Annotated in this window: 20 protein-coding genes and 2 riboswitches; of the genes, 10 read left to right on the top strand and 10 right to left on the bottom strand. The window is 71.6% G+C overall.

Translation table 11 applies throughout. The features are described 5' to 3' along the window. The first annotated feature begins 149 nt into the window (after positions 1-149). Positions 150-1130 carry a type IV toxin-antitoxin system AbiEi family antitoxin domain-containing protein gene (locus AC3E6M_RS07040; protein ID WP_138173547.1) on the top strand — a complete coding sequence of 327 codons (981 nt, stop codon included), beginning with the start codon at positions 150-152 and terminating at the stop codon, positions 1128-1130. Between the two features lie 180 nt (positions 1131-1310). On the opposite strand, the gene gcvP is transcribed toward AC3E6M_RS07040, so the two are convergent. From gcvP to AC3E6M_RS07020, 4 genes are all read right to left on the bottom strand, one after another. Further along, positions 1311-4193: an aminomethyl-transferring glycine dehydrogenase gene (gcvP, locus tag AC3E6M_RS07035; protein WP_138173549.1), complete on the bottom strand. Its 2883-nt coding sequence runs from the start codon at positions 4191-4193 to the stop codon at positions 1311-1313. Continuing rightward, positions 4190-4564: a glycine cleavage system protein GcvH gene (gene gcvH / locus AC3E6M_RS07030; RefSeq protein ID WP_138173551.1), complete on the bottom strand. Its 375-nt coding sequence runs from the start codon at positions 4562-4564 to the stop codon at positions 4190-4192. Before gcvH ends, gcvP begins: the two co-directional genes overlap by 4 nt. Continuing rightward, positions 4561-5697, bottom strand: a complete 1137-nt coding sequence (gcvT, locus tag AC3E6M_RS07025; protein ID WP_490529446.1) for a glycine cleavage system aminomethyltransferase GcvT — start codon at positions 5695-5697, stop codon at positions 4561-4563. The genes gcvH and gcvT overlap by 4 nt, the downstream gene beginning before the upstream one ends. Positions 5698-5744: 47 nt before the next feature. Beyond that, positions 5745-5853, bottom strand: a riboswitch (glycine riboswitch). Then, positions 5854-5948: riboswitch (glycine riboswitch) on the bottom strand. It lies immediately after the preceding riboswitch. Between the two features lie 96 nt (positions 5949-6044). Next, positions 6045-7220 (bottom strand): MarP family serine protease, encoded by a 1176-nt coding sequence (locus AC3E6M_RS07020; protein WP_490529445.1) that lies wholly within the window; start codon positions 7218-7220, stop codon positions 6045-6047. 107 nt (positions 7221-7327) lie between these two features. Here AC3E6M_RS07020 and AC3E6M_RS07015 point away from each other — a divergent pair, with 107 nt between their 5' ends. Genes AC3E6M_RS07015 through AC3E6M_RS06990 form a run of 6 tightly spaced genes read left to right on the top strand, consistent with a single transcriptional unit; the run spans position 7328 to position 13790 of the window. Then, complete coding sequence (locus AC3E6M_RS07015) at positions 7328-8053, top strand: NUDIX hydrolase (RefSeq protein WP_490529444.1); 726 nt, start codon at positions 7328-7330, stop codon at positions 8051-8053. Positions 8054-8064: 11 nt separating this feature from the next. Beyond that, the gene (nadA, locus tag AC3E6M_RS07010; RefSeq protein WP_138173559.1) at positions 8065-9396 is read left to right on the top strand and encodes a quinolinate synthase NadA; all 1332 of its coding nucleotides are present in this window, start codon (positions 8065-8067) and stop codon (positions 9394-9396) included. Next, a complete protein-coding gene (gene nadB / locus AC3E6M_RS07005; protein ID WP_138173561.1) occupies positions 9393-10910 on the top strand; it encodes an L-aspartate oxidase in 1518 nt (505 codons plus the stop codon). The genes nadA and nadB overlap by 4 nt, the downstream gene beginning before the upstream one ends. Next, positions 10904-11761 (top strand): carboxylating nicotinate-nucleotide diphosphorylase, encoded by an 858-nt coding sequence (nadC, locus tag AC3E6M_RS07000; protein WP_138173563.1) that lies wholly within the window; start codon positions 10904-10906, stop codon positions 11759-11761. Before nadB ends, nadC begins: the two co-directional genes overlap by 7 nt. After that, positions 11758-12897 (top strand): cysteine desulfurase family protein, encoded by a 1140-nt coding sequence (locus AC3E6M_RS06995; RefSeq protein ID WP_138173565.1) that lies wholly within the window; start codon positions 11758-11760, stop codon positions 12895-12897. Before nadC ends, AC3E6M_RS06995 begins: the two co-directional genes overlap by 4 nt. After that, the gene (locus AC3E6M_RS06990; RefSeq protein WP_138173567.1) at positions 12894-13790 is read left to right on the top strand and encodes a glycosyltransferase family 2 protein; all 897 of its coding nucleotides are present in this window, start codon (positions 12894-12896) and stop codon (positions 13788-13790) included. The genes AC3E6M_RS06995 and AC3E6M_RS06990 overlap by 4 nt, the downstream gene beginning before the upstream one ends. Before the next feature lie 33 nt (positions 13791-13823). Here AC3E6M_RS06990 and AC3E6M_RS06985 read toward each other — a convergent pair whose 3' ends face one another. Beyond that, positions 13824-15761 (bottom strand): ABC transporter ATP-binding protein, encoded by a 1938-nt coding sequence (locus AC3E6M_RS06985; RefSeq protein ID WP_138173630.1) that lies wholly within the window; start codon positions 15759-15761, stop codon positions 13824-13826. A 212-nt stretch (positions 15762-15973) separates the two neighbouring features. Between AC3E6M_RS06985 and AC3E6M_RS06980 the strand changes: the two genes are divergently transcribed. Beyond that, entirely contained in the window at positions 15974-17461 is a 1488-nt protein-coding gene (locus AC3E6M_RS06980; protein WP_252370909.1) for an MDR family MFS transporter, read from the top strand. 12 nt (positions 17462-17473) lie between these two features. Here the strand turns inward: AC3E6M_RS06980 and AC3E6M_RS06975 are convergent, their stop codons facing one another. Beyond that, positions 17474-17608 (bottom strand): hypothetical protein, encoded by a 135-nt coding sequence (locus tag AC3E6M_RS06975; protein WP_289508575.1) that lies wholly within the window; start codon positions 17606-17608, stop codon positions 17474-17476. 152 nt (positions 17609-17760) lie between these two features. Between AC3E6M_RS06975 and AC3E6M_RS06970 the strand changes: the two genes are divergently transcribed. Beyond that, complete coding sequence (locus AC3E6M_RS06970) at positions 17761-18309, top strand: type 1 glutamine amidotransferase domain-containing protein (RefSeq protein ID WP_138173569.1); 549 nt, start codon at positions 17761-17763, stop codon at positions 18307-18309. A gap of 137 nt (positions 18310-18446) precedes the next feature. Here the strand turns inward: AC3E6M_RS06970 and AC3E6M_RS06965 are convergent, their stop codons facing one another. Both AC3E6M_RS06965 and AC3E6M_RS06960 read right to left on the bottom strand, forming a co-directional pair. Then, positions 18447-19268 (bottom strand): Fpg/Nei family DNA glycosylase, encoded by an 822-nt coding sequence (locus AC3E6M_RS06965; protein WP_138173571.1) that lies wholly within the window; start codon positions 19266-19268, stop codon positions 18447-18449. A gap of 15 nt (positions 19269-19283) precedes the next feature. Beyond that, a complete protein-coding gene (locus tag AC3E6M_RS06960; RefSeq protein ID WP_138173573.1) occupies positions 19284-20708 on the bottom strand; it encodes a flotillin family protein in 1425 nt (474 codons plus the stop codon). Between the two features lie 173 nt (positions 20709-20881). Here AC3E6M_RS06960 and AC3E6M_RS06955 point away from each other — a divergent pair, with 173 nt between their 5' ends. After that, on the top strand, positions 20882-21289 hold the full coding sequence (locus tag AC3E6M_RS06955; RefSeq protein WP_138173575.1) for a glucose-6-phosphate dehydrogenase: 408 nt from the start codon (positions 20882-20884) through the stop codon (positions 21287-21289). 58 nt (positions 21290-21347) lie between these two features. Here the strand turns inward: AC3E6M_RS06955 and AC3E6M_RS06950 are convergent, their stop codons facing one another. After that, positions 21348-22316 (bottom strand): aldose 1-epimerase family protein, encoded by a 969-nt coding sequence (locus tag AC3E6M_RS06950; RefSeq protein WP_138173577.1) that lies wholly within the window; start codon positions 22314-22316, stop codon positions 21348-21350. A gap of 132 nt (positions 22317-22448) precedes the next feature. Then, complete coding sequence (locus AC3E6M_RS06945) at positions 22449-22619, bottom strand: CsbD family protein (protein ID WP_138173579.1); 171 nt, start codon at positions 22617-22619, stop codon at positions 22449-22451. Positions 22620-22784 lie beyond the last annotated feature (165 nt).

Below are 22784 nucleotides of genomic sequence, written 5' to 3'. Positions count from 1 at the left end.
AAGTCCACTGCAGCGTGCAGTGGAGATGTCAGGCGGATGCAGTCTCGATGGGGCGGCGCGCTCGGCGACCCCTCCTCCCCAGGATGCCGAGGATGCGGGGCGCCTGTGGACGGACGCCACGGGCGGCCGAGGTGCGACAGCCTGGGACCATGATCCCGATTCCGCGTACGTCACCGATCGCCCTCGTACGGGCGGCGGAGCTGACGCACTCCACCCGCAGCATCCGTCGAGGAGAGGTCGTCCCCGTGCTGCGCGGTGTCTACGCCGAGACCGGCGACTGGCAGTCCCTCCCCCGTTGGGAGCGCGATCTCGCCCGCGTCCACGCTCATCTGCTGCGTGACCCGGATGCCGTGCTGTGTCTGGAGTCCGCGGCGCTGCTGTGGGGCCTCCCCACGCTCGGGGCGATCGAGACGGTCCACGTACTCGCGGACGACACGGCGACGTCGCGTCGAGTGAGCGGCATCCGGGTGCACACCAGTGCTCATTCGGACCGGGTGATCGACGAGATCGGCGGCATCCGTCTCACCTCACCCGCCGAGACGTGCGTCGACATCGCCCGGACCCGGCATCCGGCTGCGGGACTCGTCCTGGCGGATGCCACGCTCCGCCGCGACGCGACGATGACCGCGGCCGCACTGGGCGCGCTCAACGAACAGCGCGGCTCGGCGCGGGGACGCCGACATGCTCGATGGGCACTCGAGCGCGCCGATGCCGCCGCGGAATCGCCGCTGGAGTCCACGAGCCGCGCCGGGATCGAGTGGTGGGGGTTCCCGACGCCGGAGCTGCAGCATTGGATCGGACCGTGGGACGACGACGGCGATCGGACCGACATGTGGTGGCCCGCCATCGGCCTGGTGGGCGAGGCCGACGGTCATATGAAGTACGACGGAAGGTTCGGAGACCCGGTCGCCGCGCTCCGCGCGCGCGAGGAGCGAGACCGCCGGTTGCGCCGTCGCGGGGCGCGCGCCGTTGCCCACTGGGCCTGGGACGACCTGGCGGACCCGTCCGCGCTTCGCGACATCCTGCTGTCGGCCGGCCTCTCCCCCGACCGTCCGCCCGATCTGAACCGCCTCGCGGGCCTTCGTCGTCTGCTGCGCCCCGGCCTCCCGTCCGCCACGCCCCTGCCCTGACCCGTCGCCAGGCCTCGACCCCGGCGGCCGTCCGCCCGCGGACCCGCCGAGACTGCCCGCCCGCCAGCGCCACTCCACCCCGCAAAACAGCAACCGCCTGACAACTCCACTGCAGCGTGCAGTGGAGTTGTCAGGCAGATGCAGTCTCGCGAAACGCGACCCACGCCCCGCCCCACCGCGTCAGGCGAACGCCTCCGGCGGGGGGCAGGAGCACACCAGGTTGCGGTCGCCGTAGGCCTGGTCGATGCGGCGGACGGGCGGCCAGTACTTGGTGCGGACGAGCGAACGCTGCGGATACACCGCGGTCTCGCGCGGATACGCGTGCGGCCACTCGTTCGCCACGGCCGCCTCCGCGGTGTGCGGGGCGTTCACGAGCGGGTTGTCGTCGGCGGGCCACTCCCCCGCCGCGACGGCGAGGGCCTCGTTCTTGATCGCGATCATGGCATCCACGAACCGGTCGAGCTCGGCGAGGTCCTCGCTCTCGGTCGGTTCGACCATGAGCGTTCCGGCGACCGGGAACGACATCGTCGGGGCATGGAAGCCGTAGTCGATCAGCCGCTTCGCGACGTCGTCGACCGTGACCCCGGTCTGCTCCTTGAGCGGGCGGAGGTCGAGGATGCACTCGTGCGCGACCAGTCCGCCCTCGCCCGCGTACAGCACCGGGTAGTGCTCGCGCAGGCGCGCGGCGATGTAGTTGGCCGAGAGCACCGCGGCGGCGGTGGCCTGCCGCAGTCCCTCGGCGCCCATCATGCGCACGTACGCCCACGAGATCGGCAGGATGCCGGCGGAGCCGTGCGGGGCGGCCGACACCGGGCCGCCGTCGAACACGCCACCGGCGTGATCGGCGCGCTGCGAGAACGGGTGCGACGGGAGGTAGGGCGCGAGGTGCGCCTTCGCGGCCACGGGCCCCACGCCGGGGCCTCCCCCGCCGTGCGGGATCGCGAACGTCTTGTGCAGGTTCAGGTGCGACACGTCGCCGCCGAGATCGCCGAAGCGGGCGAAGCCCAGCAGCGCGTTGAGGTTCGCGCCGTCGACGTACACCTGGCCGCCCGCGTCGTGGACGGCCTGCGTGATCTCGAGCACGTCGTGCTCGTACACCCCGTGCGTCGAGGGGTACGTGATCATCAGGGCCGACAGCTCGTCGGCGTGCTGAGCGATCTTGGCCCGCAGGTCGCCGAGATCGACGTTGCCGGCCTCGTCGCACGCGACCACCACGACCCGCATGCCCGCGAGGATCGCCGAAGCCGCATTCGTGCCGTGCGCCGAGGACGGGATGAGGCACACGGTGCGCGCCGTATCGCCGTTCGCGTGGTGATACCCGCGGATCGCGAGCAGGCCCGCGAGCTCGCCCTGGGAGCCGGCGTTCGGCTGCAGCGAGACGGCGTCGTATCCGGTCACCTCGGCGAGCCACCGCTCGAGCTGCTCGATCATCGCGAGGTAGCCGTGCACGTCGGCTTCGGGCGCGAACGGATGCACCCGCGAGAACTCCGGCCACGACACCGCCGCCATCTCCGTCGCCGCGTTCAGTTTCATGGTGCAGGAGCCCAGCGGGATCATGCCCCGGTCGAGCGCGTAGTCGCGGTCGGCGAGCGTCTTGAGGTACCGCATCATGGCCGTCTCGCTGCGGTGCGCGTGGAACACGGGGTGGGTGAGATACGCGTCGTCCCGGTGCAGGTGCCCCTCGACCCCGCGGAGCGCCTCGCCCTCGGGAAGCTCCTCGGTCGGCAGCCCGAAGGATGCCACGATCTCGGCGACGTCGGCATCCGTCGTCGTCTCGTCGACCGACACGCCCACCGTGGCGTCGTCGACCCACAGCAGCTGGTAGCCGCGCGCGCGGGCACGGTCCACGACGTCTTGCGCCCGGCCGGGCACGTGGACCCGGACCGTGTCGAAGAACGCGTCCGAGGACAGGTGCAGGTCGAAGGAACGGAGAGCGGATGCCAGGGAGTCGGCGGTCCGCGCGACGCGCGTCGCGATCGCCCGCAGCCCGTCGGGCCCGTGGTACACGGCATACATCGCGGCCATCACGGCCAGCAGCACTTGCGCGGTACAGATGTTGGACGTGGCCTTCTCGCGGCGGATGTGCTGTTCGCGCGTCTGCAGCGACAGGCGGTAGGCGGGGTTCCCCGCGGCATCCAGCGACACCCCGACGAGCCGACCCGGGAGCTGGCGCTCGAGCCCGGCGCGCACGGCCATGTACCCGGCGTGCGGGCCGCCGAAGCCGAGGGGCACGCCGAAGCGCTGCGTCGTGCCCACGGCGACGTCGGCGCCGAGCGAGCCCGGCGAGCGCAGCAAGGTCAGGGCGAGGAGGTCCGCGGCGGCCACCACCAGACCGCCGCGCGCGTGGACCGCGGCTGCGACGTCGGAGAAGTCCCAGATGCGGCCCGTGGCGCCGGGGTACTGCACGAACGCCCCGAAGCACTCCGGCACCTCGCCGGTGAAATCGGTCTCGTGCACGCGGACACCGACGGCCGCGGCCCGGTGGGCGAGCAGCGCCTTGGTCTGCGGGAGCGCATCGGCGTCGACGAGGAACACGTCGGTCTTCGCCTTCGATGCGCGCCGGGCCACGAGCATGCCCTCCACGACCGCGGTGGACTCGTCGAGCATCGACGCGTTGGCGGTGGCGAGGCCCGTGAGGTCGGTGACCATCGTCTGGAAGTTGATGAGCGCTTCCAGACGCCCCTGCGAGATCTCGGGCTGGTACGGCGTGTACGCGGTGTACCAGGAGGGGTTCTCGAGGACGTTCCGCTGGATCACCGACGGCGTGAAGGTGTCGTAGTAGCCGAGGCCGATCATCGGGCGGGCCGAGCGGTTGGCCGCGGCGAGCTCACGCAGTTCGGCGAGCGCTTCGGCTTCGGTCGCCGCCGGGGGCAGCGCGCTCGTCTCGCGGGGGCGGACGTGGATGGATGCCGGGACGGCGGTCTCGACGAGCCGCTCGACGCTGTCGTACCCGACGACGTCGAGCATGCGGGCGCGGTCACCGGCGCCGATGCCGATGTGGCGATCAGTGAAGGCGGCGGGCGCCGTGGCATCCGTCCGGGGGGCGGCGGTGGTCAGGCTCATGCGGTGAGGTCCTCGTACGCGGCGCGGTCGAGGAGGTCGCCGGGCAGGTCGCCGTCGAGGCGGATCTTGACGAGCCAGCCCGCGCCGAACGGGTCGGCGTTCACGAGTGAGGGGTCGTCGACGACGGCGTCGTTGATCTCGACGACGGTGCCGCTCAGCGGCGCGTAGAGCTCGCCGACCGACTTGGTCGATTCGATCTCGCCGCACACGTCGCCGCCGGCGACGGTGGACTCGGTCGCGGGGAGGTCGACGAAGACGACGTCACCGAGCTTCTCGGCGGCGAAGTCGGTGATGCCGACCGTGGCGAGGTCGCCGTCGAGGGCGATCCACTCGTGCTCGGAGGTGTAGCGGAGAGCGGTCAGGTCGGTCATGCGTTCCTCCGGTAGAAGGGAAGGGCGGTGACGGTCGCGGGGATGCGGGTCCCGCGCACGTCGATGGTCAAGGGGGTGCCGGGTTCGGCCGCGGTCGGCGAGACGTACGCCATGGCCACGGGGTGACCCAGGGTGGGGCTGAGGGCGCCGCTGGTGATCTCGCCGACGACCTCGTCGTGGCGGAGCACGGCGTAGCCGGCGCGGCCGGCGCGCTTGCCGTCCGACACCAGGCCGACGAGGACGGGGGCGTCCGCGGGACGCGATGCCAGGGCGTCCTTGCCGACGAAGGCGTCTTTGTCGGTCGCGACGACGCGGCCGAGTCCGGCCTGCGCAGGCGCGATCTCGCGAGTCAGCTCGTGTCCGTAGAGCGGCATCCCGGCTTCGAGGCGCAGGGTGTCGCGTGCCGCGAGGCCGCACGGGACGAGACCGTGCGGGGCGCCGGCCGCGAGCAGAGCGTCCCACAGATCGCCGGCGCGTTCGACGGGAACGAGCAGTTCGTAGCCGTCCTCGCCGGTGTAGCCGGTGCGCGCGATGAACAGCGAGTCCCCGTCGAAGGTGCCCTCGGTGAAGGCGTAGTAGCCGAGTTCCTCGAGCGGCGTGCCGAGGATCTCGACGGCGCCGACGGACTCGAGGATGCCGCGGGCTCGCGGCCCCTGGAGGGCGACGAGGGCGACGGAGTCGGTGACGTCGCACACGGTCGGTGCCTCTCCCGCGTCTGCCGGCCAGCTCTCGCGGACACGGGTGAACGCGCCGGCCACGGCTTCGCGGTTGCCCGCGTTCGCCACGACCAGGTAGTGCTGCTCGCCCGTGCGGTAGACGATGACATCGTCGACGATGCCGCCGTCGTCGGCGAGCACGAGCGAGTACTTGGCCTTGCCCGTGCGCATCGCCGATGCGCGACCGGCGAGGACGACGTCCAGCAGATCGGTGGCGCGTCCGTCATGCACCCAGAACTCGGCCATGTGCGAGATGTCGAATAGCCCGGCGGCTTCGCGGACGGCGCGATGCTCGGCAAGGTCGGACGAATAGCGGACGGGCATGTTCCAGCCGCCGAAGTCGGTGAACGAGGCGCCGAGGGCCTCGTGCCGATCGTGCAGCGGCGAGGAGCGCGGTGGAGCGGGGGTGTCGGTCATGAGTTCTGCCGTTCGCGATGACGGTCAGACGCCGGTCGGCGCCTGAGAACTCCCCCTCTGTCATGGACCTGAGAGTTTCGCCCGGGCGGCATGCGCGCGCGGGCTTTCACCGTCGGTGGACCCGCCGGATGTGCCCGGGTCTCTTTCCAGAGTGGCCCGATCGACGCGGTACGCGTACCTGAGAGATTGGCGGGGAGGCTTGCTCCTTCGGTGCCCGGCTGCGTTCGCCGGAGCTCTCCCGCATCGATCATGGGGCCGGTGTGGACTTGTGGCCGCCAGTGTATCCGAGGCGGCGACGCACAGCCATCCGCCGGGTGGGGACCGATCAGACCCGATCGCCCGCGCGATCAGCGCGTCGTGCAGCTCCCCGATCCCACCGGCGCCGACAGCGACCCCAGCTGCGCGAGGACGGGGTCGAGCTCGGTGGGGGTCATGGCGTACCCGACGTCGTCGTCGGTCTCGGATCGCGCGAACACCACGCCGGCCACTTCTCCCGCGGGGGTCAGGAGCGGTCCGCCGGAGTTGCCCGGCCGCACCGTCGCGCCCAGCGCGTAGATCTCGCGCGGCGCGGACTGGTCACCGTAGATGTCGGGCACCGGGACCGTCCCGGTGGAGAGCACCTGCGCGCCGCCCGAGGTGAACGGACCGCCGTAGGGGTAGCCCTGCACGACGGCGGCCGAGCCCACGGCGAGCGCCGACGAGACCGGCAGGATGGCGGCATCCAGTCCGTCGACCGCGATGACGGCGAGATCGTCGACCGGGTCGAAGTAGACCACGCGCCCTTCTTTCGCCTCACGACCCGGCAGTTCGACCAGCGGCGCATCGACGCCCGCGACGACGTGCGCGTTGGTGACGACGCGGTCGTCGGCGACGACGAATCCCGATCCGCTGGCGGTGATGCCGCACGCGTAGGCCGTGCCGCTGATGCGGGCGACGGACTGCGCGGCACGGGTGAGTGCGGGGTCGTCGAGCGCGATCGTGGGGGCGCTGGGCACCGGGCCGATCTGGATCAGCTGCCCCAGTCGCGGGATGCCGTCGGCGAAGACGGTTCCGCGGAGTTCGCCCAGCGCGGCGCGCACGGGGTCGGGCGTGAGCCGGTCGATCGTTCGGACGACCGTCGAGGATGCCAGGGCGGTCGAGACGATCGGCACGCCGGCCGTGGTCAGGGTGCCGGCGAAGAACGACAGGGCGAGGGCGGCGGCGGCGAGGTTCACGAGCCCGCCCAGGATGCGCTCGGGCACCCGGAGTTTGATGCGGTCGGCTCCTCGACGGAGGGCATTGCCGACGGCGGTTCCGAGGGCCGCGCCGAGCATGAGCAGCAGCACTCCCGCGGCGACGATCGCGGCGCCGCGCCACATGGGGTCGGCGACCCACTGCCCCACGAGCGGGATGAGCCAGAACGCAGCGACACCGCCCAGCGCGAGGCCGGCGAAGAAGCCGATCGTGGCGAGGAATCCGCGGGCGATGCCCACGATGAGCGCGAGTGCGAGAAGCACGATCAGCACGATGTCGACGAGCGGCATCCCTACCTCCAGGGTCGTGCCGAAAGCGTACGTCGCGCCGCTGGGAGACTCCCGTTTTGCCCTTCGGGTCACGGTGACACTAAGATCGTCGCGGAGATATGGTCACAATGACACGAACCCGGCAGCCCGAACCCCGCGACAGCGACGTCCGCGTCGCGGTCTCGACCGTGATCTTCAGCGTGCGTCGCGACGCGTACGACGAACCCGTCCTCTCCCTCCCCCTCGTGCGGCGGACGCGAGATCCCTTCGACGGTCGGTGGGCACTCCCCGGCGGCTGGCTCGACCCGGCCGAGGGCCTGGATGCCGCTGCCTCGCGCACCCTCGAAGAGACCACGGGTCTCACCCCCAGCTACCTCGAGCAGCTGTATGCCTTCGGGGCGGTCGACCGCTCCCCCACGCGAGTGGTGTCGATCGTCTACTGGGCGCTCCTGCGGTCGGACGAGGTCGACGCCCAGGTCGCCGCTCATGCGCGCGAGGGCGACGCGCCCGAGAACGTCGAGTGGTTCGACGCGACGAACCTCCCCGCGTTGGCCTTCGACCACAACGACATCGTCGAATACACGCTCTGGCGCCTGCGCAACAAGGTCGGCTACAGCCGCATCGCGCACGGTCTGCTGCCCGACGAGTTCACTCTGGCCGACCTGCGCGAGGTCACCGAGACGATCATCGGCCGCCGGCTCGACCCCGCGAACTTCCGACGCCAGATCGACACGTCGGACACCGTCATCCCGACCGAGCGCTTCCGCACCGGAAGCCACCGCCCCGCCCGCCTGTACCGCTACAACCGTGACGTGGAGCTCGCCGACCGCGGCCCGCTCACGTCCCGTCACTGATCGGACCGCCCATGAACACGACACCCCTCACCCTGCAGCCCCGCGCCGACATCGATCCCTCGGTCGACCACGTCATCCAGGCGATCGTCTCGGGTGCGACGACCGACGCGACGTGCACGACCGACCTCGCCGTCGGCCCGTGGGACTTCGATACGCGTCCGGGCTATGGACCGGGATCGTCGATGGGCGACGTCATCCCCACCGGCGCTCCCCGCCAGGGCGAGCTGCCGCGTGAGTACCGCGAGGCCTCCGACGACGAGCTCGACGCGCGCGTCCGCGCGGCCAAGGCGACCCTCGGCGACCGCGTCGTCGTGCTGGGGCACTTCTATCAGCGGGAAGAAGTCGTCCGGCACGCGGACTACGTGGGCGACTCGTTCCAGCTCGCCAACGCCGCCAAGGCGCACCCCGAGGCCGAGGCGATCGTCTTCTGCGGCGTGCACTTCATGGCCGAGACCGCCGACCTGCTGTCGCACCCCGACCAGGCCGTGATCCTCCCGAACCTGGCCGCGGGATGCTCGATGGCCGACATGGCCGACATCGACCAGGTCGAAGAGTGCTGGGAGCAGCTCGCCGACGTCTTCGGCGACCTCGACACTCCGGATGCCGAGGGCCTCGTGCCGGCGATCCCCGTGACGTACATGAACTCCAGCGCCGCCATCAAGGGCTTCGTCGGTCGGCATGGCGGGATCGTCTGCACCTCGTCCAACGCGCGGACGGTGCTGGAGTGGGCCTTCGCCCGCGGGCGCCGCGTGCTGTTCTTCCCCGACCAGCACCTCGGACGCAACACCGCCAAAGCGATGGGCGTGCCGCTGGAGCAGATGCCGATGTGGAACCCGCGGAAGGCCCTCGGCGGCTCCGATGCCACGACGCTCGAGGACAGCCGCGTCATCCTGTGGCACGGCTTCTGCTCGGTGCACCGCCGGTTCACCGTCGAGCAGATCGAGAAGGCCCGGTCCGAGCACCCCGGCGTGCGCGTGATCGTGCACCCCGAGTGCCCGATGGACGTCGTGGATGCCGCCGACGAGGCGGGGTCCACCGACATCATCCGCAAGGCGATCGCTGCCGCGACCGAGCCGACGACCTTCGCGATCGGCACAGAGATCAACCTGGTCCAGCGCCTGGCCGCCCAGTACCCGCAGCACAAGATCTTCTGCCTCGACCCGGTGGTGTGCCCGTGCTCGACGATGTACCGCATCCACCCGGGCTACCTCGCGTGGGTGCTGGAATCCCTCGTCGCCGGCGAGGTCGTCAATCGCATCACGGTCCCCGCCGACGTCGCCGATCCCGCGACCGTGGCGCTCGAGCGCATGTTGGCCGCGAAGCCGAACGGCGCCGTGAAATGACCCACGTCATCGTCGTCGGCAGCGGCATCGCGGGGCTCACCGCCGCCCTGCACGCCGCCGAACGCGGATGCCGGGTCACGGTGGTCACCAAAGGCGCGCTGGCCGACACCAACACGCGCTGGGCGCAGGGCGGGATCGCCGCCGTCACCGGCGCGGACGACTCGCTCGCCTCGCACGCCGCCGACACGATCACCGCGGGCGCGGGCCTGGGCGACCGTGACGCCGTGGAGACGCTCGTCGCGGAAGGCCCCACCCGCATCGCCGAGCTGGTCCGGCGGGGCGTCGCCTTCGACCGCGGAGCCGACGGCGACTTCGCCCGGGGCCTCGAAGCGGCGCACGCGCGTCCCCGCGTGCTGCACGCCGGCGGGGATGCCACGGGGGCGGCGATCCAGTCGGCCCTGGGGGCGGCCGCGCGCGCGATGACCCTCGACGTGCGCGAGCACACCGTCCTGCGCGATCTCGTCGTCGAGGGCGGCCGAGTCGTCGGCATCGACGTCGAGTCGGGCGGCGTGCGCCGACGCCTCCGCGCGGACGCCGTCATCCTGGCCACCGGGGGTGCCGGACAGCTCTACGCCCACACGACCAATCCGGCCTCGGCCACCGGCGACGGGATCGCTGCGGCCCTGCGCGCCGGCGCCGCCGTGGCGGATCTCGAATTCGTGCAGTTCCACCCCACCGCCCTCGCCGTGGGCGAGGCGTTCCTGGTCTCCGAGGCGGTGCGCGGGGACGGTGCCGTGCTGGTCGACGACGCGGGGCGCCGGTTCGCCTTCGACGCGCACCCCGACGGCGAACTTGCCCCGCGTGACGTCGTGGCCCGTGCCAATGCTCGCGCGATGGCGGCCCAGGGCGGCCGCCCCGTCCGGCTGGACGCGACCGGTCTCGGCGCCGCGCGCCTGGCTCAACGCTTCCCCACGATCGACGCCGCCGTGCGGGCGCGGGGCCTGGACTGGTCGCGGGAGCCGATCCCCGTCACCCCCGCCGCGCACTACTTCATGGGGGGTGTCGTGACCGACCTCGACGGGCGGACCACGATGCCCGGTCTCTACGCCGTGGGCGAGACCGCGCGCACCGGCGTGCACGGCGCGAACCGGCTGGCATCCAACTCCCTCCTCGAGGGCGCCGTGTTCGGCGCCCGCGCGGGAGAAGCCGCCGCGTCGGACACCGCATGGCCGAACGTCGACGCCCCCGCCGCCGTTCCGCTCGCCGCCGTCGCCCCGGCGGCGGACGCGCCGCCGTTCTCGCGCCCGGCACTGCAGCAGCTCATGTGGGACGACGCCGGACTCGTCCGCGACGACGCCGGTCTGCGCCGGGCCGCCGGCATCCTGGCCGCATGGAGCGCCGACACGCGCCCCCGCGGCGCCGAGGACGACGCCCTGCTCCTGCTGGCGCGGCACGTCGTGGCGGCCGCGCTCGCGCGCACCGTCTCGGTCGGCGCGCACTTCCGCTCGGACGAGGCCTCCTCGTCGCCCACCGCCGTATCCGTCCCTGCCACCCAGGAGGCCTTCGCATGCTGACCCGCGCCGCGATCGACCGCGTCGTCACCGCCGCCCTCGAAGAGGACGCCCCGTGGGGGGACCTCACGAGCGAGACCCTCATCCCGGCCGGCGCGACGGCCCGCGCCGAGCTCGTGGCCCGAGAGATCGGCGTGTTCAGCGGGAGTGACGTGTTCCGGGCCGCCTTCACGCTGACCGACCCCACCATCGGGGTCGAGGTGCGCGTCGCCGACGGCGCGGAGTTCGTCCCGGGCGAAGTCCTCGCCGTGGTGTCCGGGCCCGCGCGCGGCGTGCTCACCGCAGAGCGCATCGGCTTGAACTTCGTGCAGCGCATGTCGGGGATCGCCTCACTGACGAGCCGCTACGTCGCCGCGGTGGCCCACACCGGCGCCCGCATCGTCGACACCCGCAAGACGACTCCCGGGCTGCGCGCGATCGAGCGCCAAGCCGTCCGCGACGGCGGAGGGCACAACCACCGCTTCTCCCTCTCGGACGCGGTCATGGCCAAGGACAACCACCTCGCCGTGCTCGCTGCCAGCGGGATGCCGCTGACGCAAGCCCTCGAGAGCGCGATCGCGCGGCTGCCGCACACCACCCACGTCGAGGTCGAGGTCGACCGTCTCGACCAGATCGACGCGGTGCTCGCGGCGGGCGTCGACACGATCATGCTCGACAACTTCTCGCTCGACGACCTGCGCGCCGGGGTCGAGAAGATCGCCGGGAGCGCCGTGGTCGAGGCCTCGGGAGGAGTGACGCTCGACACCGTGCGCGCGATCGCCGAGACCGGCGTCGACGTCATCTCCGTCGGCGCGCTCACCCACTCCGCGCCGGCACTCGACCTCGGTCTCGACATCCGCATCCGCACGACGTGAGCCTGTACCTCGACAACGCCGCGACGACCCCGGTCCGCCCCGAGGTCGTCGACGCGATGGCGCCGTACCTCACCCGCTGGTTCGGCAACCCGTCGAGCCACCACGAGGTCGGCGAAGCCGCGGCATCCGCTCTCGACGACGCCCGCGCGCGCGTCGCGGGCGTCCTCGGGATGCGACCCGGCGACATCGTGTTCACTTCGGGGGGCACCGAGTCGAACAACACCGCGATCAAGGGGCTCGTGCTCGGTGTCCTCCCCCGCGGCAAGCGGCACCTGGTGACCACGGCGATCGAGCATGAGTCGGTGCTCGCCTCTGCCGACTACCTCGCGCGGCTCCACGGCGTCGACGTGACCCACGCCCCCGTCGATGGCACGGGACTCCTCGACCCCGACGACCTCGCCGCGGCGCTCCGCGACGACACGGCCCTCGTCAGCATCGGATACGCCAACAACGAAGTCGGCACGGTTCAGGATGCCGCGACCCTCGCCGCGGTCGCACGGGAGCGGGGCGTCCCCCTGCACCTCGACGCCGTCCAGGCCGCGGGGTGGCTGCCGCTGTCCGGGCTCGGCGCGGACGCCCTCACGATCGCGGGGCACAAGATCGGCGCCCCGAAGGGCACCGGAATCCTCGCCGTCCGTGGACGCCTGCCGCTCGAACCGCTGCTGCACGGCGGCGGACAGGAACGCGGACGCCGCTCCGGAACGCCGGACGTGGCCGGTGCCGTCGCGATCGCCACGGCACTGTCGCTCGCCGAGGCCGAACGCGCTGCGGAGGCCGCACGTGTCACGGATCTGCGCGACACGTTCATCGCCCGAGTGCTGCACGCCGTTCCCGGCGCCCGTCTGACCGGCCACCCGACGCGGCGGCTTCCCGGGACCGCGAGCTTCGTCTTCCCCGGCATCAACGGCGAGACCGTGCTGCTCGAACTCGAACGCCGCGGCATCGTCTCGTCGAGCGGGTCGGCGTGCGCGGCGGGCAGCGACGAGGCGTCGCACGTGCTGCTCGCCCTGGGCATCGACGCGGACGACGCCCGCACCGCCGTGCGGTTCACGCTGCCGCACGGGCTGACGCGGAATCTCGACGTCGTGGCAACCGCCGTCGCCGAGGCGGTCGCCGCCGTAAGATCGCGCGGGTGACTTCCCCCGCGATCACCGTGATCGTCCCCGGTCGCGACGTCGAGGAGTTCGCGCTCGAGGCGCTGCGCTCGCTCGAGGCGCAGACCCACCCGCGCTGGACCGCCGTCCTCGTCGATGACGCCTCGGTCGACGGCACCCGGGGGATCTTCGCCGACGCCGCCGCGGCCGACCCGCGCTTCCGCGTCGTCCGGCATCCCGAACCGCGAGGACTCGGGGCCGCCCGCAACACCGGGCTCTCGCTCGTCGAGACGCCCTTCCTCGCGTTCCTCGACGCCGACGACCGCATGCGTCCGGACGCCCTGGAACGACTCGCCGCGACCCTCGAGGACTCCGGCAGCGACTTCGTCGTCGGCGCCTACGTGCGCCTGCGACCGGATGCCGACGGCCCGGGCTACACCGCCGGGGCCGTCCAGCCCTGGGTGACGGCGGCCACCGATCCCGCCCGGCGCGCGACGACGCTCGCGCAGCACCCCGCGGCATCCGGGAACATCGTCGCGTGGTCCAAGCTCAGCCGGACCGCGTTCTGGCGCGCGCACGACCTGCGCTTCCCCGAGGGTCGCTACTACGAGGATCAGGTCGTCGCGCAGCGGATGTACACGCTCGCGACCGCCTTCGACGTCGTCCCCGACGTCGTGGTGGAGTGGCGGGAGCGGCGCGACCGGAGTTCGATCACGCAGCGTCTGAGCGAGGTGGACGTGCTGCGCGACTACCTCGAGGCGCTCGGTGAGGGCATCGCCCTGCTGCGCGCGGCGGGAGCCGACGCGGCCGTGGCCGAACGCGGGCGACTCATCCGCACCCTCGATCTGCCGCCGCTGCTGCGCCTCGCCGAGACGCACCCCGACCCGACCTACCGCATCGCGCTCGAGGCGTTCCTCGAGACGCTGCCGGCGTAGCGAACCGGCCGCGCGTCGACGCGGCCGAGGCCGTCACGTCGGCGACTGGTCCGCGCGTCGCGTGACCAGCGCCGGCCGCTCGAGGTCGGCGCGGTCGTGCTCCTCCTCGGTGAGGACGAACGACGCCGCCATCTGCTCCGCGGCCAGACCCGTGTACAGGCCGCCCGCGGCGAGGAGCTCGGCGTGCGTCCCGGACTCGACGATGCGGCCCGCATCGACGACATGGATGCGATCGGCTCCGACGACGGTCGACAGCCGATGCGCGATCGACAGGGTCGTGCGACCGTGCGACGCCGTCTCGAGAGCCTCTTGCACGATGCGCTCGGAGACGGTGTCCAGCGCGCTGGTGGCCTCGTCGAGCAGCAGTACGGGCGGGTCCTTCAGGAGCACCCGCGCGATCGCGATGCGCTGCTTCTCCCCACCCGACAGGCGGTAGCCGCGCTCGCCGACGATCGTGTCGTAGCCGTCCTCGAAACCGGCGATGACGTGGTGGATGTTCGCCGCGCGGCACGCCGCCTCGATCTCGGCATCCGTCGCCTCGGGCTTGGCGTAGCGGAGGTTCTCGCGCACCGTCGCGTGGAACAGATACGTCTCTTGCGAGACAATGCCGATGTTGTCGATGATCGATGCGCGCTCGAGGGCCCGCACGTCGGTTCCCGAGAACAGCACCGCCCCGGCGCTGGCCTCGTACATGCGCGGGGTGAGGTACAGGATCGTCGTCTTGCCCGCGCCCGAGGGCCCGACGAAGGCGACGTGCTGACCGGGCTCGACGACGAACGAGACCCCACCGAGGGTCGGACGCGCATGGTCGGGGGCGTCGGGGTAGCGGAAGACGACGTCGCGGAACTCCACGCGTCCCACGGGACCCGGCGCCGCCGAGACGGGGATCGCCTCGGGCGCATCGGCGATCGCCGGCTTCAGGTCGAGGTATTCGAAGATGCGGGCGAACAGCGCCGACGAGGTCTGCACGTCGAGGGCGACGCGCATGAGCCCCATGAGCGGCATGAGCAAGCGCGCCTGCACCGTGGTGAACGCGACGATCGTGCCCGCCGTGAGCGTCCCTGCTCCGCTGCCGACGAGCAGCCCCGCGACGAGGTAGATGATGGCCGGGACGCTCGCCATGATGACCTGCACGACCGCGAAGAAACGCTGACCGCTCATCGCCTGACGCACCTGCAGGCGCACCTGGTTGGCGTTCTCGGCGTCGTATCGCGCGGACTCCGTGCGCTGACGGTTGAACGACTTCGACAGCAGGATGCCGGACACGCTCAGCGTCTCTTGCGTGATGGCCGACAGCTCGGACAGGGACTCCTGCGTCTGCGCCGCGATACGCGCGCGCACCTGCCCGACCCGTCGCTGCACGAGCACGAGGATCGGCATGATGACCACCGCGATGAGGGTCAGCCGCCAGTCGATCAGGATCATCGCCACGAGCGAGGCCACCACCGTGACCGAATTGCCGAGGATGCTGGTGACCGTGTTCGTCAGCACGCCCGAGACCCCGCCGACGTCGTTCTGCAGACGCGACTGGATGACACCGGTCTTGGTGCGAGTGAAGAAGCCGAGCTCCATCGCCTGCAGGTGGTCGAACAAGCGCACACGCAGATCGCCCGTCACCCGATTGCCGACCGTCGCCGTGAACCACGTCTGCGCGACGCCCAGCCCGCCCGAGATCAGGAAGAGCCCGATCATCGCCGCCACGAGACCGGCCAGCAGTCTCAGGTCCACCGGAGAACCGTCGACGGGGAAGAGCGCGTCGTCGAAGATCCGCTGCACCAGCAGCGGCGGGATCACCGCGACCGCCGCCCCCACCACGACGAGCACGACCGTGACCGCGATGCGGGCCCGATAGGGGCGGAAGAGTGAGGCGACCCGCCGCCCCAGGTCGGGAACGCGCGGCGCCTCGGCGTTGCGCTGCCGTTGGGTTTCCGCGTACACGCCGCGGAACATGCTGCCACCCGTGCCGCCCATGCTCATGCCGGTCAGCCTACGTCCGGCCGCCGACACGGCGGCGCTCAGGGCCCGGACATCACGGCACGCTAGGATCAGGCACGCGCTGTCGTCGCCTCCGACCGCCTCGACCCGTTTCCCGCTCGCCGGGAATACGCGCCCGCTTCGCGCCGTTACCTCCGAAGCTCGTCGCCTTCGTGACGCCTGGACGCCTGCCCCGATTGGACCCCGCCTTGGCCGCCACCACCGGAACCTCCACCGCCCCGCCCACATCGGCCTCGGGTGTCACTGCCGAACAGAGCCGCGTCATCTGGCTCCTGCTCATCGCGGCGTTCGTGGCGATCCTCAACGAGACCACGATGAACGTGGCGATCCCGTTCCTCATCCGCGACCTGGGCATCACCGCCGTCGCCGCCCAGTGGCTGACCACCGCTTTCATGCTGACGATGGCCGTCGTCATCCCCATCACGGGCTTCCTCCTGCAGCGCTTCACCACACGCCAGGTGTTCGTCGCCGCGATGACACTGTTCTCGGCCGGAACGCTCGTGGCGTTCCTCTCCCCCGGTTTCGAGCTGCTCGTCGTCGCCCGCGTCATCCAGGCCTCCGGCACCGCGATCATGCTGCCGCTGCTGATGACGACGATCATGACGATCGTGCCGCCGCAGCAACGCGGCCGCATGATGGGGCGCGTCAGCATCGTCATGGCCCTCGCCCCCGCGATCGGACCCACGATGTCGGGTCTGGTGCTGCAGTCGCTCGGCTGGCACTGGATCTTCGGGATCGTCCTCCCGATCGCCCTCGTCGCGCTGTTCGTCGGCGCTCGGTGGATCCACAACCTCGGCGAGACCCGCAAGGCCCCCATCGATGTCCTGTCCGTGATCCTCTCGGCCTTCGGCTTCGGTGGACTGGTGTTCGGCCTCAGCCAGATCGGCGGCGGACACGGTGCCGGAGCCGATGCCGCCGCCGCCCAGTCGGCGTCGACCGTGACCCTCGTCGTCTCGCTCGTCGTCGGCGTCGCCGGCCTCACGCTCTTCGTGCTGCGTCAGCTGCGGCTTCAGAAGGGCGGAACGGCCCTGCTCGATCTGCGGGTCTTCCGCTCGCTGAACTTCTCCCTCTCGGTCACGCAGCTCGGGGTGATGTCGCTGGCGTTCTTCGGGGCGATCACGCTGCTGCCGCTCTACCTGCAGAACGTCTTGGACAAGACCCCCCTCGAGACCGGCCTGGCCGTGCTCCCCGGGTCGCTCGCGATGGGCCTGGCCGGGCCCCTCATCGGCCGGCTCTACGACCGCTTCGGCACGCAGGTCCTCCTCGTGCCCGGCGCCGTCATCACCAGCGGCACGCTGTGGTTCTACTCCACGGTGGGGACGGACACGTCGTTCGTGCTGCTCATCGTCGCGCAGACGGTGCTGTCGATCGGCCTTGCGCTGTCGTTCACGCCCCTGTTCACGGCATCCCTCGGCTCGGTCGCGCCGCAGTTCTACTCCTACGGCTCCGCCGTGGTCGGCACCGTGCAGCAGGTCGCCGGAGCCGCCGGCATCGCCCTGCTGGTCACCGTGATGTCCTCGGTGTCCGCGTCCCACGGCGGAGGACTCGAGGCGGACGCCGCGGGAGCGCGCATGGCGTTCATGATCGCGGCGATCGTCTCGCTGCCGCTCATCGTCGGAGCGTTCCTGATCCGCAAGCCCGCCGACCAGATCGACGGAGTCCCGCTCGCGCACTGAGCTCGATCGGGCTCACCCGATCGAGCAGGAGCCCCCCGCGCACCGATAGGTGGGAGGGGTGCGGTCGTCGTCCGAGGCCTCGGGCGTCAGAAGCGTGAGGATGGGCTTCGACGGGGTCTCGGTTTCGGGGGTGCTCTCACCGGACATGCGCTCCATGCTACGCCCGCGCGCAGGAACGGGGGCCGGTCGTACGCGGGACTTCCGCGGTACCCGGCGGGCACGGCATCCGCAACCCCCGTCCCGGTGTCAGGGCCTCTTCCTAGCGTGGACTGATCCCCACCCCAGCGAGAGGAGTCCCCATGACGGATCTCACCGGAAAGCGCATCGCCTTCCTTCTGACCGACGGCTTCGAAGACAGCGAGCTCACCAGCCCCTGGGAGGCCGTCACCGCGGCCGGCGCCGAGGCCGTTCTGGTCTCTCCCGCAGACGGCACCGTCACCGGGGAGAAGGGTCACGAGCAGAAGGTCGACCTCCCCGTCGGTTCCGCGACGGCCGATGACTTCCACGCACTCGTGCTGCCCGGCGGCGTCCAGAACGCCGACGACATCCGGATCGTGAAGGATGCCGTGCACTTCACGCGGGCGTTCTTCGACCAGCACAAGCCGGTCGCGGTCATCTGCCACGGCGGGTGGATCCTCACCGAGGCGGACGTGCTGAAGGGCCGCACGCTGACGAGCTACCCGACGCTGCAGACCGACCTGCGCAACGCCGGCGCCACGTGGGTCGACGAGGAGGTCCACGTCGACCAGGGCCTCGTCTCGAGCCGTAACCCCGACGACCTGCCCGCGTTCAACGCCAAGCTCGTCGAAGAGGTCGCCGAGGGAAAGCACTCCGGCCAGACGGCCTGACCCGCACGCCGGTCCCCGCGGGCCGCGGTGCCCGCACGCCGAGACTGCATCCCACTGACATCCCCACTGCACGCTGCCGTGGAGTTGTCAGGCGGGTGCAGTCTCGCGGTTTGGGGCGCCGCGCCCCCTCCCACCCGTCAGGCGGAGAGCGGCTGGCAGGACGGGCAGTACTGACCGCCGCCCTTCGTCCCGGGGATGTCCTCGATCGTGCCGCCGCAGTCGGGGCAGGGCTCGCCCGTCCGGCCGTGCACCCGCATCGACGCGACCTTCGCCGCCTTCTGCTCGGCGATCGGGATGCCGTCGCGCGCGGCGACGGCGCCGTCCAGGACCTCGCGCACCGCCGTGTGCAGCCGCGTGACCTCGTCGTCGCTCAGCGAGGCGGCCTGGGCCACGGGAGACAGCCGCGCGACGTACAGGATCTCGTCCGAGTAGGCGTTGCCGATCCCCGCGAGGGACTCCTGCTCCTGCAGCAGCGCCTTGAGCTGCTTGCGTCGTCGACCGAGCGCGGTGACGAGCGCCTCGCGTGAGAAGCCCGGGTCGGCGGCATCCGGTCCGAGTTTGGCGACCGCCGCCACGTCGTCGGGCGCGTCCACGACGTGCAGTTGCACCGACAGCCACTCCCCCGCGTCGGTGATCCCGAGCACGCCGTCGTCGAACGTCACGCGCGCGATCAGCGCCGCGCCGTTCGCGGGAGGATCGGATGCCGTTGCGTCGTCGCTCCACGTCGCCCATCCCGCGCGACCGAAGCCGATCGAGAGGTGGGTGCCGTCGGCGTCGAGGTCGATGTGCTTACCGTGCCGATCGACGCTCCCGACGGTGCGGCCGACGATCTCGTCGAGCGGTCGCGCGCGGGTCTTGAGGGCGCGGAACTCGGTCAGCTCGACGCCGCGCACGACGCGGCCGGTGAGGCGCTCACGCAAGAACCGCGTGAGCGCCTCGACCTCGGGCGCCTCGGGCACCGTCGAGGTTCCTCGTCAGGCCCCGGGCTCGGACGCCGTGGGCGACGTCCCCGAGGTGGATGCCGGTGCGGCCTCGGTGGTCGCGCTCGTCTCGGACGGGCGGTGAGACGCGTCGGCGAAGGCGTCCGCGACGGCACGCCCCTGGATGATCGCGGTCAGGTCGATGCCGGTGGCGGCCCGGACCGCCTCGAACGACGACCGCAGGCCCGTGGCCGACTCGGCCGCGAGGTGGCCGCTGGCACCCTCGCCCCCGAGCACGGTGATGTTGCCCACGCGGTCATACCCCTTGGCGAACTCCGCCATCATCGGCACGAGCGCCTCCAGCGCGCGCTGCGCGAGCAGCGCCTCCTGGTTGTGCGAGAGGGCCTCGGCCTCGGCGCGGATCGCTTCGGCCCGGGCCTCACCGGCCAGGCGGACGGCTTGCGCGTCGGCCTCTGCGCGCACGCGGACGGCGGCCGCTTCCTGCTCGGCGATCTGGGCGCGGGCCTCGGCGGCCTTGATCTGCGCGTACGCCTCGGCGTCGGCTTCCTTCTGCCGCTGGTACAGGTCGGCGTCGGCGACGCGGGCGACCTCGGACTCGAGGCGTGCCTGCGTGTTCTGCGCCTCCTGCTGCAGCACGGCCTGCCGACGCTCGGCACGCGTGAGTGCCTCCGCCTGCTCGGCCTCGGCGTTCGCCCGGCCGACCTCGGCCTTGGCCGCGGCGCTGTTCTTGTCGAGCGCGGTCTGCTCGATGAGGTTGGCCTCGTCGGTCGCGATCTGACGCGCGCGGATCTCGCGGACCGCGTTGATGCGCGCGACCTCCGCCTCGCGCTTGACGCGCTCGACCTCGGTCGCTCCGAGCGCGGAGATGTAGCCGTTGGTGTCGGTGATGCCCTGGATCTGGAAGGAGTCGAGGATCAGTCCCTGCGACGACAGATCCTGCTTGATGCCCTCCGCGATCTGGTCCGCCAGCCGCTGGCGGTCGCGCATGAGCTCTTCGACGGTGAGCGTGGCCACGACGCCGCGCAGCGCGCCCTCGAGCTGCTCGGTCGTGAACTGCTCGATGGCCTTGTCCTGCGAGGCGAACCGCTCGGCCGCGCGGCGCACGGACTCGGGATCGGATCCGATCTTGACCAGCGCGACACCGCTGACGTTGACCGTCACACCGGTGGAAGACTGCGCGGTGGGCTCCATCTTGATCTGACGGGCACGCAGCGAGATCATCTCGCCGCGTTGGGTCAGCGGGTTGACGATCGCGCCACCGCCGGTGATGACGGTGATGCGCGACGAGTTGCCGTCGGCGGCCTTCTGGCGCTTACCGACGATGACCAGGGCTTCGTCGGCCTTCGCGACGCGGTACCACCCGCGAATGATGCCGGCGACGATGAGGATGACGACGATGGCGACGACGAGAGCGATGACGACGACGAGACCGATCGCCCCCAGAGCGGCGAGTTCCATGCTTCTCCTTCGATGGGCACCGCCGAGGCGGCGCGGGGGAATTCTCTCCAACCTATCGGGAGGGTCTCCCGGGCTGTCCACCCCCACGGATCCCCCCGGAGGTCACCACGTGCCGGTGAGGGCGCGTACCGTGGAGGGTGAGGCGGCCCGAACCGCCGCAAGAAGGGTCCCCCATGAAGATCGTGTCCTCGTCGGATTGGCGGGATGCCATCGCCTTCGATGCTCCCGTCCTCGTCGCCGATGTCGTCCCCGGAGAGCCCACCCGTTGCGTCGGGTGCGGAGCCGAGGGAGAGCTGTTCGACCGCGGTGAGTTGTGGGCGGTCAAGCACCGCCATCCCAAGCACCACGGCGGCTTCGTGCGCTTCTACTGCGCCGCGCACAAGCCCGAGCCGGCCCCCGCCCCGCCGGCACCGATCGAGCTCAAGAAGGTGCGCGCGTCCGCCCCGCGCGCCGAGCGCCGCGTCGCCGGCCCGAAGCCCGTGGCGCCGAGCGACCGGCCGTTGCGCACGATGTGCCCCGACTGCTTCGTCGAGGTCTCGGCGGGCGGCGACTGCGGCATGTGCGGCGCACAGGTCGTCTGACGCTTCACGACAGAACCGCCCCGGTCGCGTGCGACGGGGCGGTTCTGTCGTTCGTGGCTCAGCGTGCCGAGATGGTCCAGCCGGCCTCGTGCGAGGCACCGGGGTCGAGCGAGACGACGCCGGTGGCGAAGTCGTAGGCGTCGTCGTTGAAGGCGTCGGGTGCGCACGTCATCGGTTCCACCGCGAGCCCGGCGCGGTGTCCGGGCGTCCCGGGTCCGGTCGGCTGGTCGGCCGTGTGGATCTGCACCCACGCGCAGTCCTCGGCCCAGCTCATCGCCACCCCCGTGCCCGACGGGTCGGTGAGGGTGACGGTCGTGCGACCGTCGGCATCCCGGATCAGGCCGGTGTACGCGTGGTCGATCTCGACGGCACCGAGCACGCGCGCGTCGCGGAAGTCGAAACGCTCCGCGTCGGAGGTGACGGATGCCAGGGCCACCGGCGACAGCCGGTCGGGCGTCACCTCGAGCACGGTGTCGGCCGGGAGGCCCAGCGTCCACTCGTCCAGCGCGGCGGGACCGCCGACGAGGTACGGGTGGGGGCCGGTGCCCCACGGCGCGGGCGTGTCCGACAGGTTCGTCGCCCGGACGGTCTGCGTGAGGCCGTCGGCATCCAGTCGGTACGTGGTCGACACGACGAGCCACCAGGGGTAGCCGGCCTGTGCGGGGACGGTCGCCGTGAGCGTGACAGCGTCCTCCGAGGCCTCGAGCACGTTCCAGTCGACCCACGACAGCAGCCCGTGCAGCGCGTGGCCGCGCTTCGGCTCCGTGAGCGGCAGTCGGTGCTCCTGGCCGTCGAAGCGGTGGATGCCGTCGACCACGCGGTTCGGCCACGGCGCCAGCGTCGTGCCGCGGTAGGCGGGGCGCAGCTCGTCGGCGTCGAACGGCACGACGAGGTCACGACCCTCGTACGTGAGCGAGCGGAGGGAGGCACCGACGCTCGCGATGGCGGCTTCGTAGCCGTGGGCACGGAGGACGACGGGGGTACCCGAGACCAACGTCGGGGTCTCGGTGGGAACGGCAGCGGTCATGCCGCCATTATCCCGGGGATGATCGCCGTGCACGGCACCCCCGGGGCGCGGCGAGCGCCGGGCCTCCGCGTCGCCCTCCGGAAACGACGAATGCCCCGACCGCGACGGGTCGGGGCATTCGGGGAGGGCGACTTACTTGAAGGCGTCCTTGACGTTCTCGCCGGCCTTCTTGACGTTGGCCTTGGTCTGGTCGGCCTGACCTTCGGCCTCGAGACGCTCGTTGTCGGTGGCCTTGCCGGTGGCTTCCTTCGCCTTACCGGTCAGGTCTTCCGCGGCGTTCTTGATCTTGTCGTCGAGTCCCATGTCGGCTCCTCCCGTCGTGGTATTCCGGGTATCTCCCGATACCCTCCACGGTAGACACGGCTTTCGACCCCGTCGGGGGGCTTGAAAAACCGCTCCGGGTGAGGAAGAGCGTGCGACACGAGATCGCGACGGGTGAGGTTCGTGGGAGTGCGCGAGGGGAAACGC

Source organism: Microbacterium sp. SCPM-O-B-15248 (M128), assembly GCF_058214835.1.
The sequence above is the reverse complement of the archived record's forward strand: the minus strand, read 5'-3'. Positions and strand labels throughout refer to the sequence as shown.

Bases quoted from the DNA above. Each gene is read 5' to 3' on its own strand.
- nadB (WP_138173561.1), top strand. From the start codon at position 9,393: ATGACCCACGTCATCGTCGTCGGCAGCGGCATCGCGGGGCTCACCGCC.
- gcvP (WP_138173549.1), bottom strand. From the start codon at position 4,193: ATGAGCCTGACCACCGCCGCCCCCCGGACGGATGCCACGGCGCCCGCC.
- nadC (WP_138173563.1), top strand. From the start codon at position 10,904: ATGCTGACCCGCGCCGCGATCGACCGCGTCGTCACCGCCGCCCTCGAA.
- AC3E6M_RS06960 (WP_138173573.1), bottom strand. From the start codon at position 20,708: ATGGAACTCGCCGCTCTGGGGGCGATCGGTCTCGTCGTCGTCATCGCT.
- AC3E6M_RS06955 (WP_138173575.1), top strand. From the start codon at position 20,882: ATGAAGATCGTGTCCTCGTCGGATTGGCGGGATGCCATCGCCTTCGAT.
- AC3E6M_RS06985 (WP_138173630.1), bottom strand. From the start codon at position 15,761: ATGGGCGGCACGGGTGGCAGCATGTTCCGCGGCGTGTACGCGGAAACC.
- AC3E6M_RS07020 (WP_490529445.1), bottom strand. From the start codon at position 7,220: ATGCCGCTCGTCGACATCGTGCTGATCGTGCTTCTCGCACTCGCGCTC.
- AC3E6M_RS07040 (WP_138173547.1), top strand. From the start codon at position 150: ATGATCCCGATTCCGCGTACGTCACCGATCGCCCTCGTACGGGCGGCG.
- gcvT (WP_490529446.1), bottom strand. From the start codon at position 5,697: ATGACCGACACCCCCGCTCCACCGCGCTCCTCGCCGCTGCACGATCGG.
- gcvH (WP_138173551.1), bottom strand. From the start codon at position 4,564: ATGACCGACCTGACCGCTCTCCGCTACACCTCCGAGCACGAGTGGATC.
- nadA (WP_138173559.1), top strand. From the start codon at position 8,065: ATGAACACGACACCCCTCACCCTGCAGCCCCGCGCCGACATCGATCCC.
- AC3E6M_RS06975 (WP_289508575.1), bottom strand. From the start codon at position 17,608: ATGTCCGGTGAGAGCACCCCCGAAACCGAGACCCCGTCGAAGCCCATC.
- AC3E6M_RS06970 (WP_138173569.1), top strand. From the start codon at position 17,761: ATGACGGATCTCACCGGAAAGCGCATCGCCTTCCTTCTGACCGACGGC.
- AC3E6M_RS07015 (WP_490529444.1), top strand. From the start codon at position 7,328: ATGACACGAACCCGGCAGCCCGAACCCCGCGACAGCGACGTCCGCGTC.
- AC3E6M_RS06945 (WP_138173579.1), bottom strand. From the start codon at position 22,619: ATGGGACTCGACGACAAGATCAAGAACGCCGCGGAAGACCTGACCGGT.
- AC3E6M_RS06950 (WP_138173577.1), bottom strand. From the start codon at position 22,316: ATGACCGCTGCCGTTCCCACCGAGACCCCGACGTTGGTCTCGGGTACC.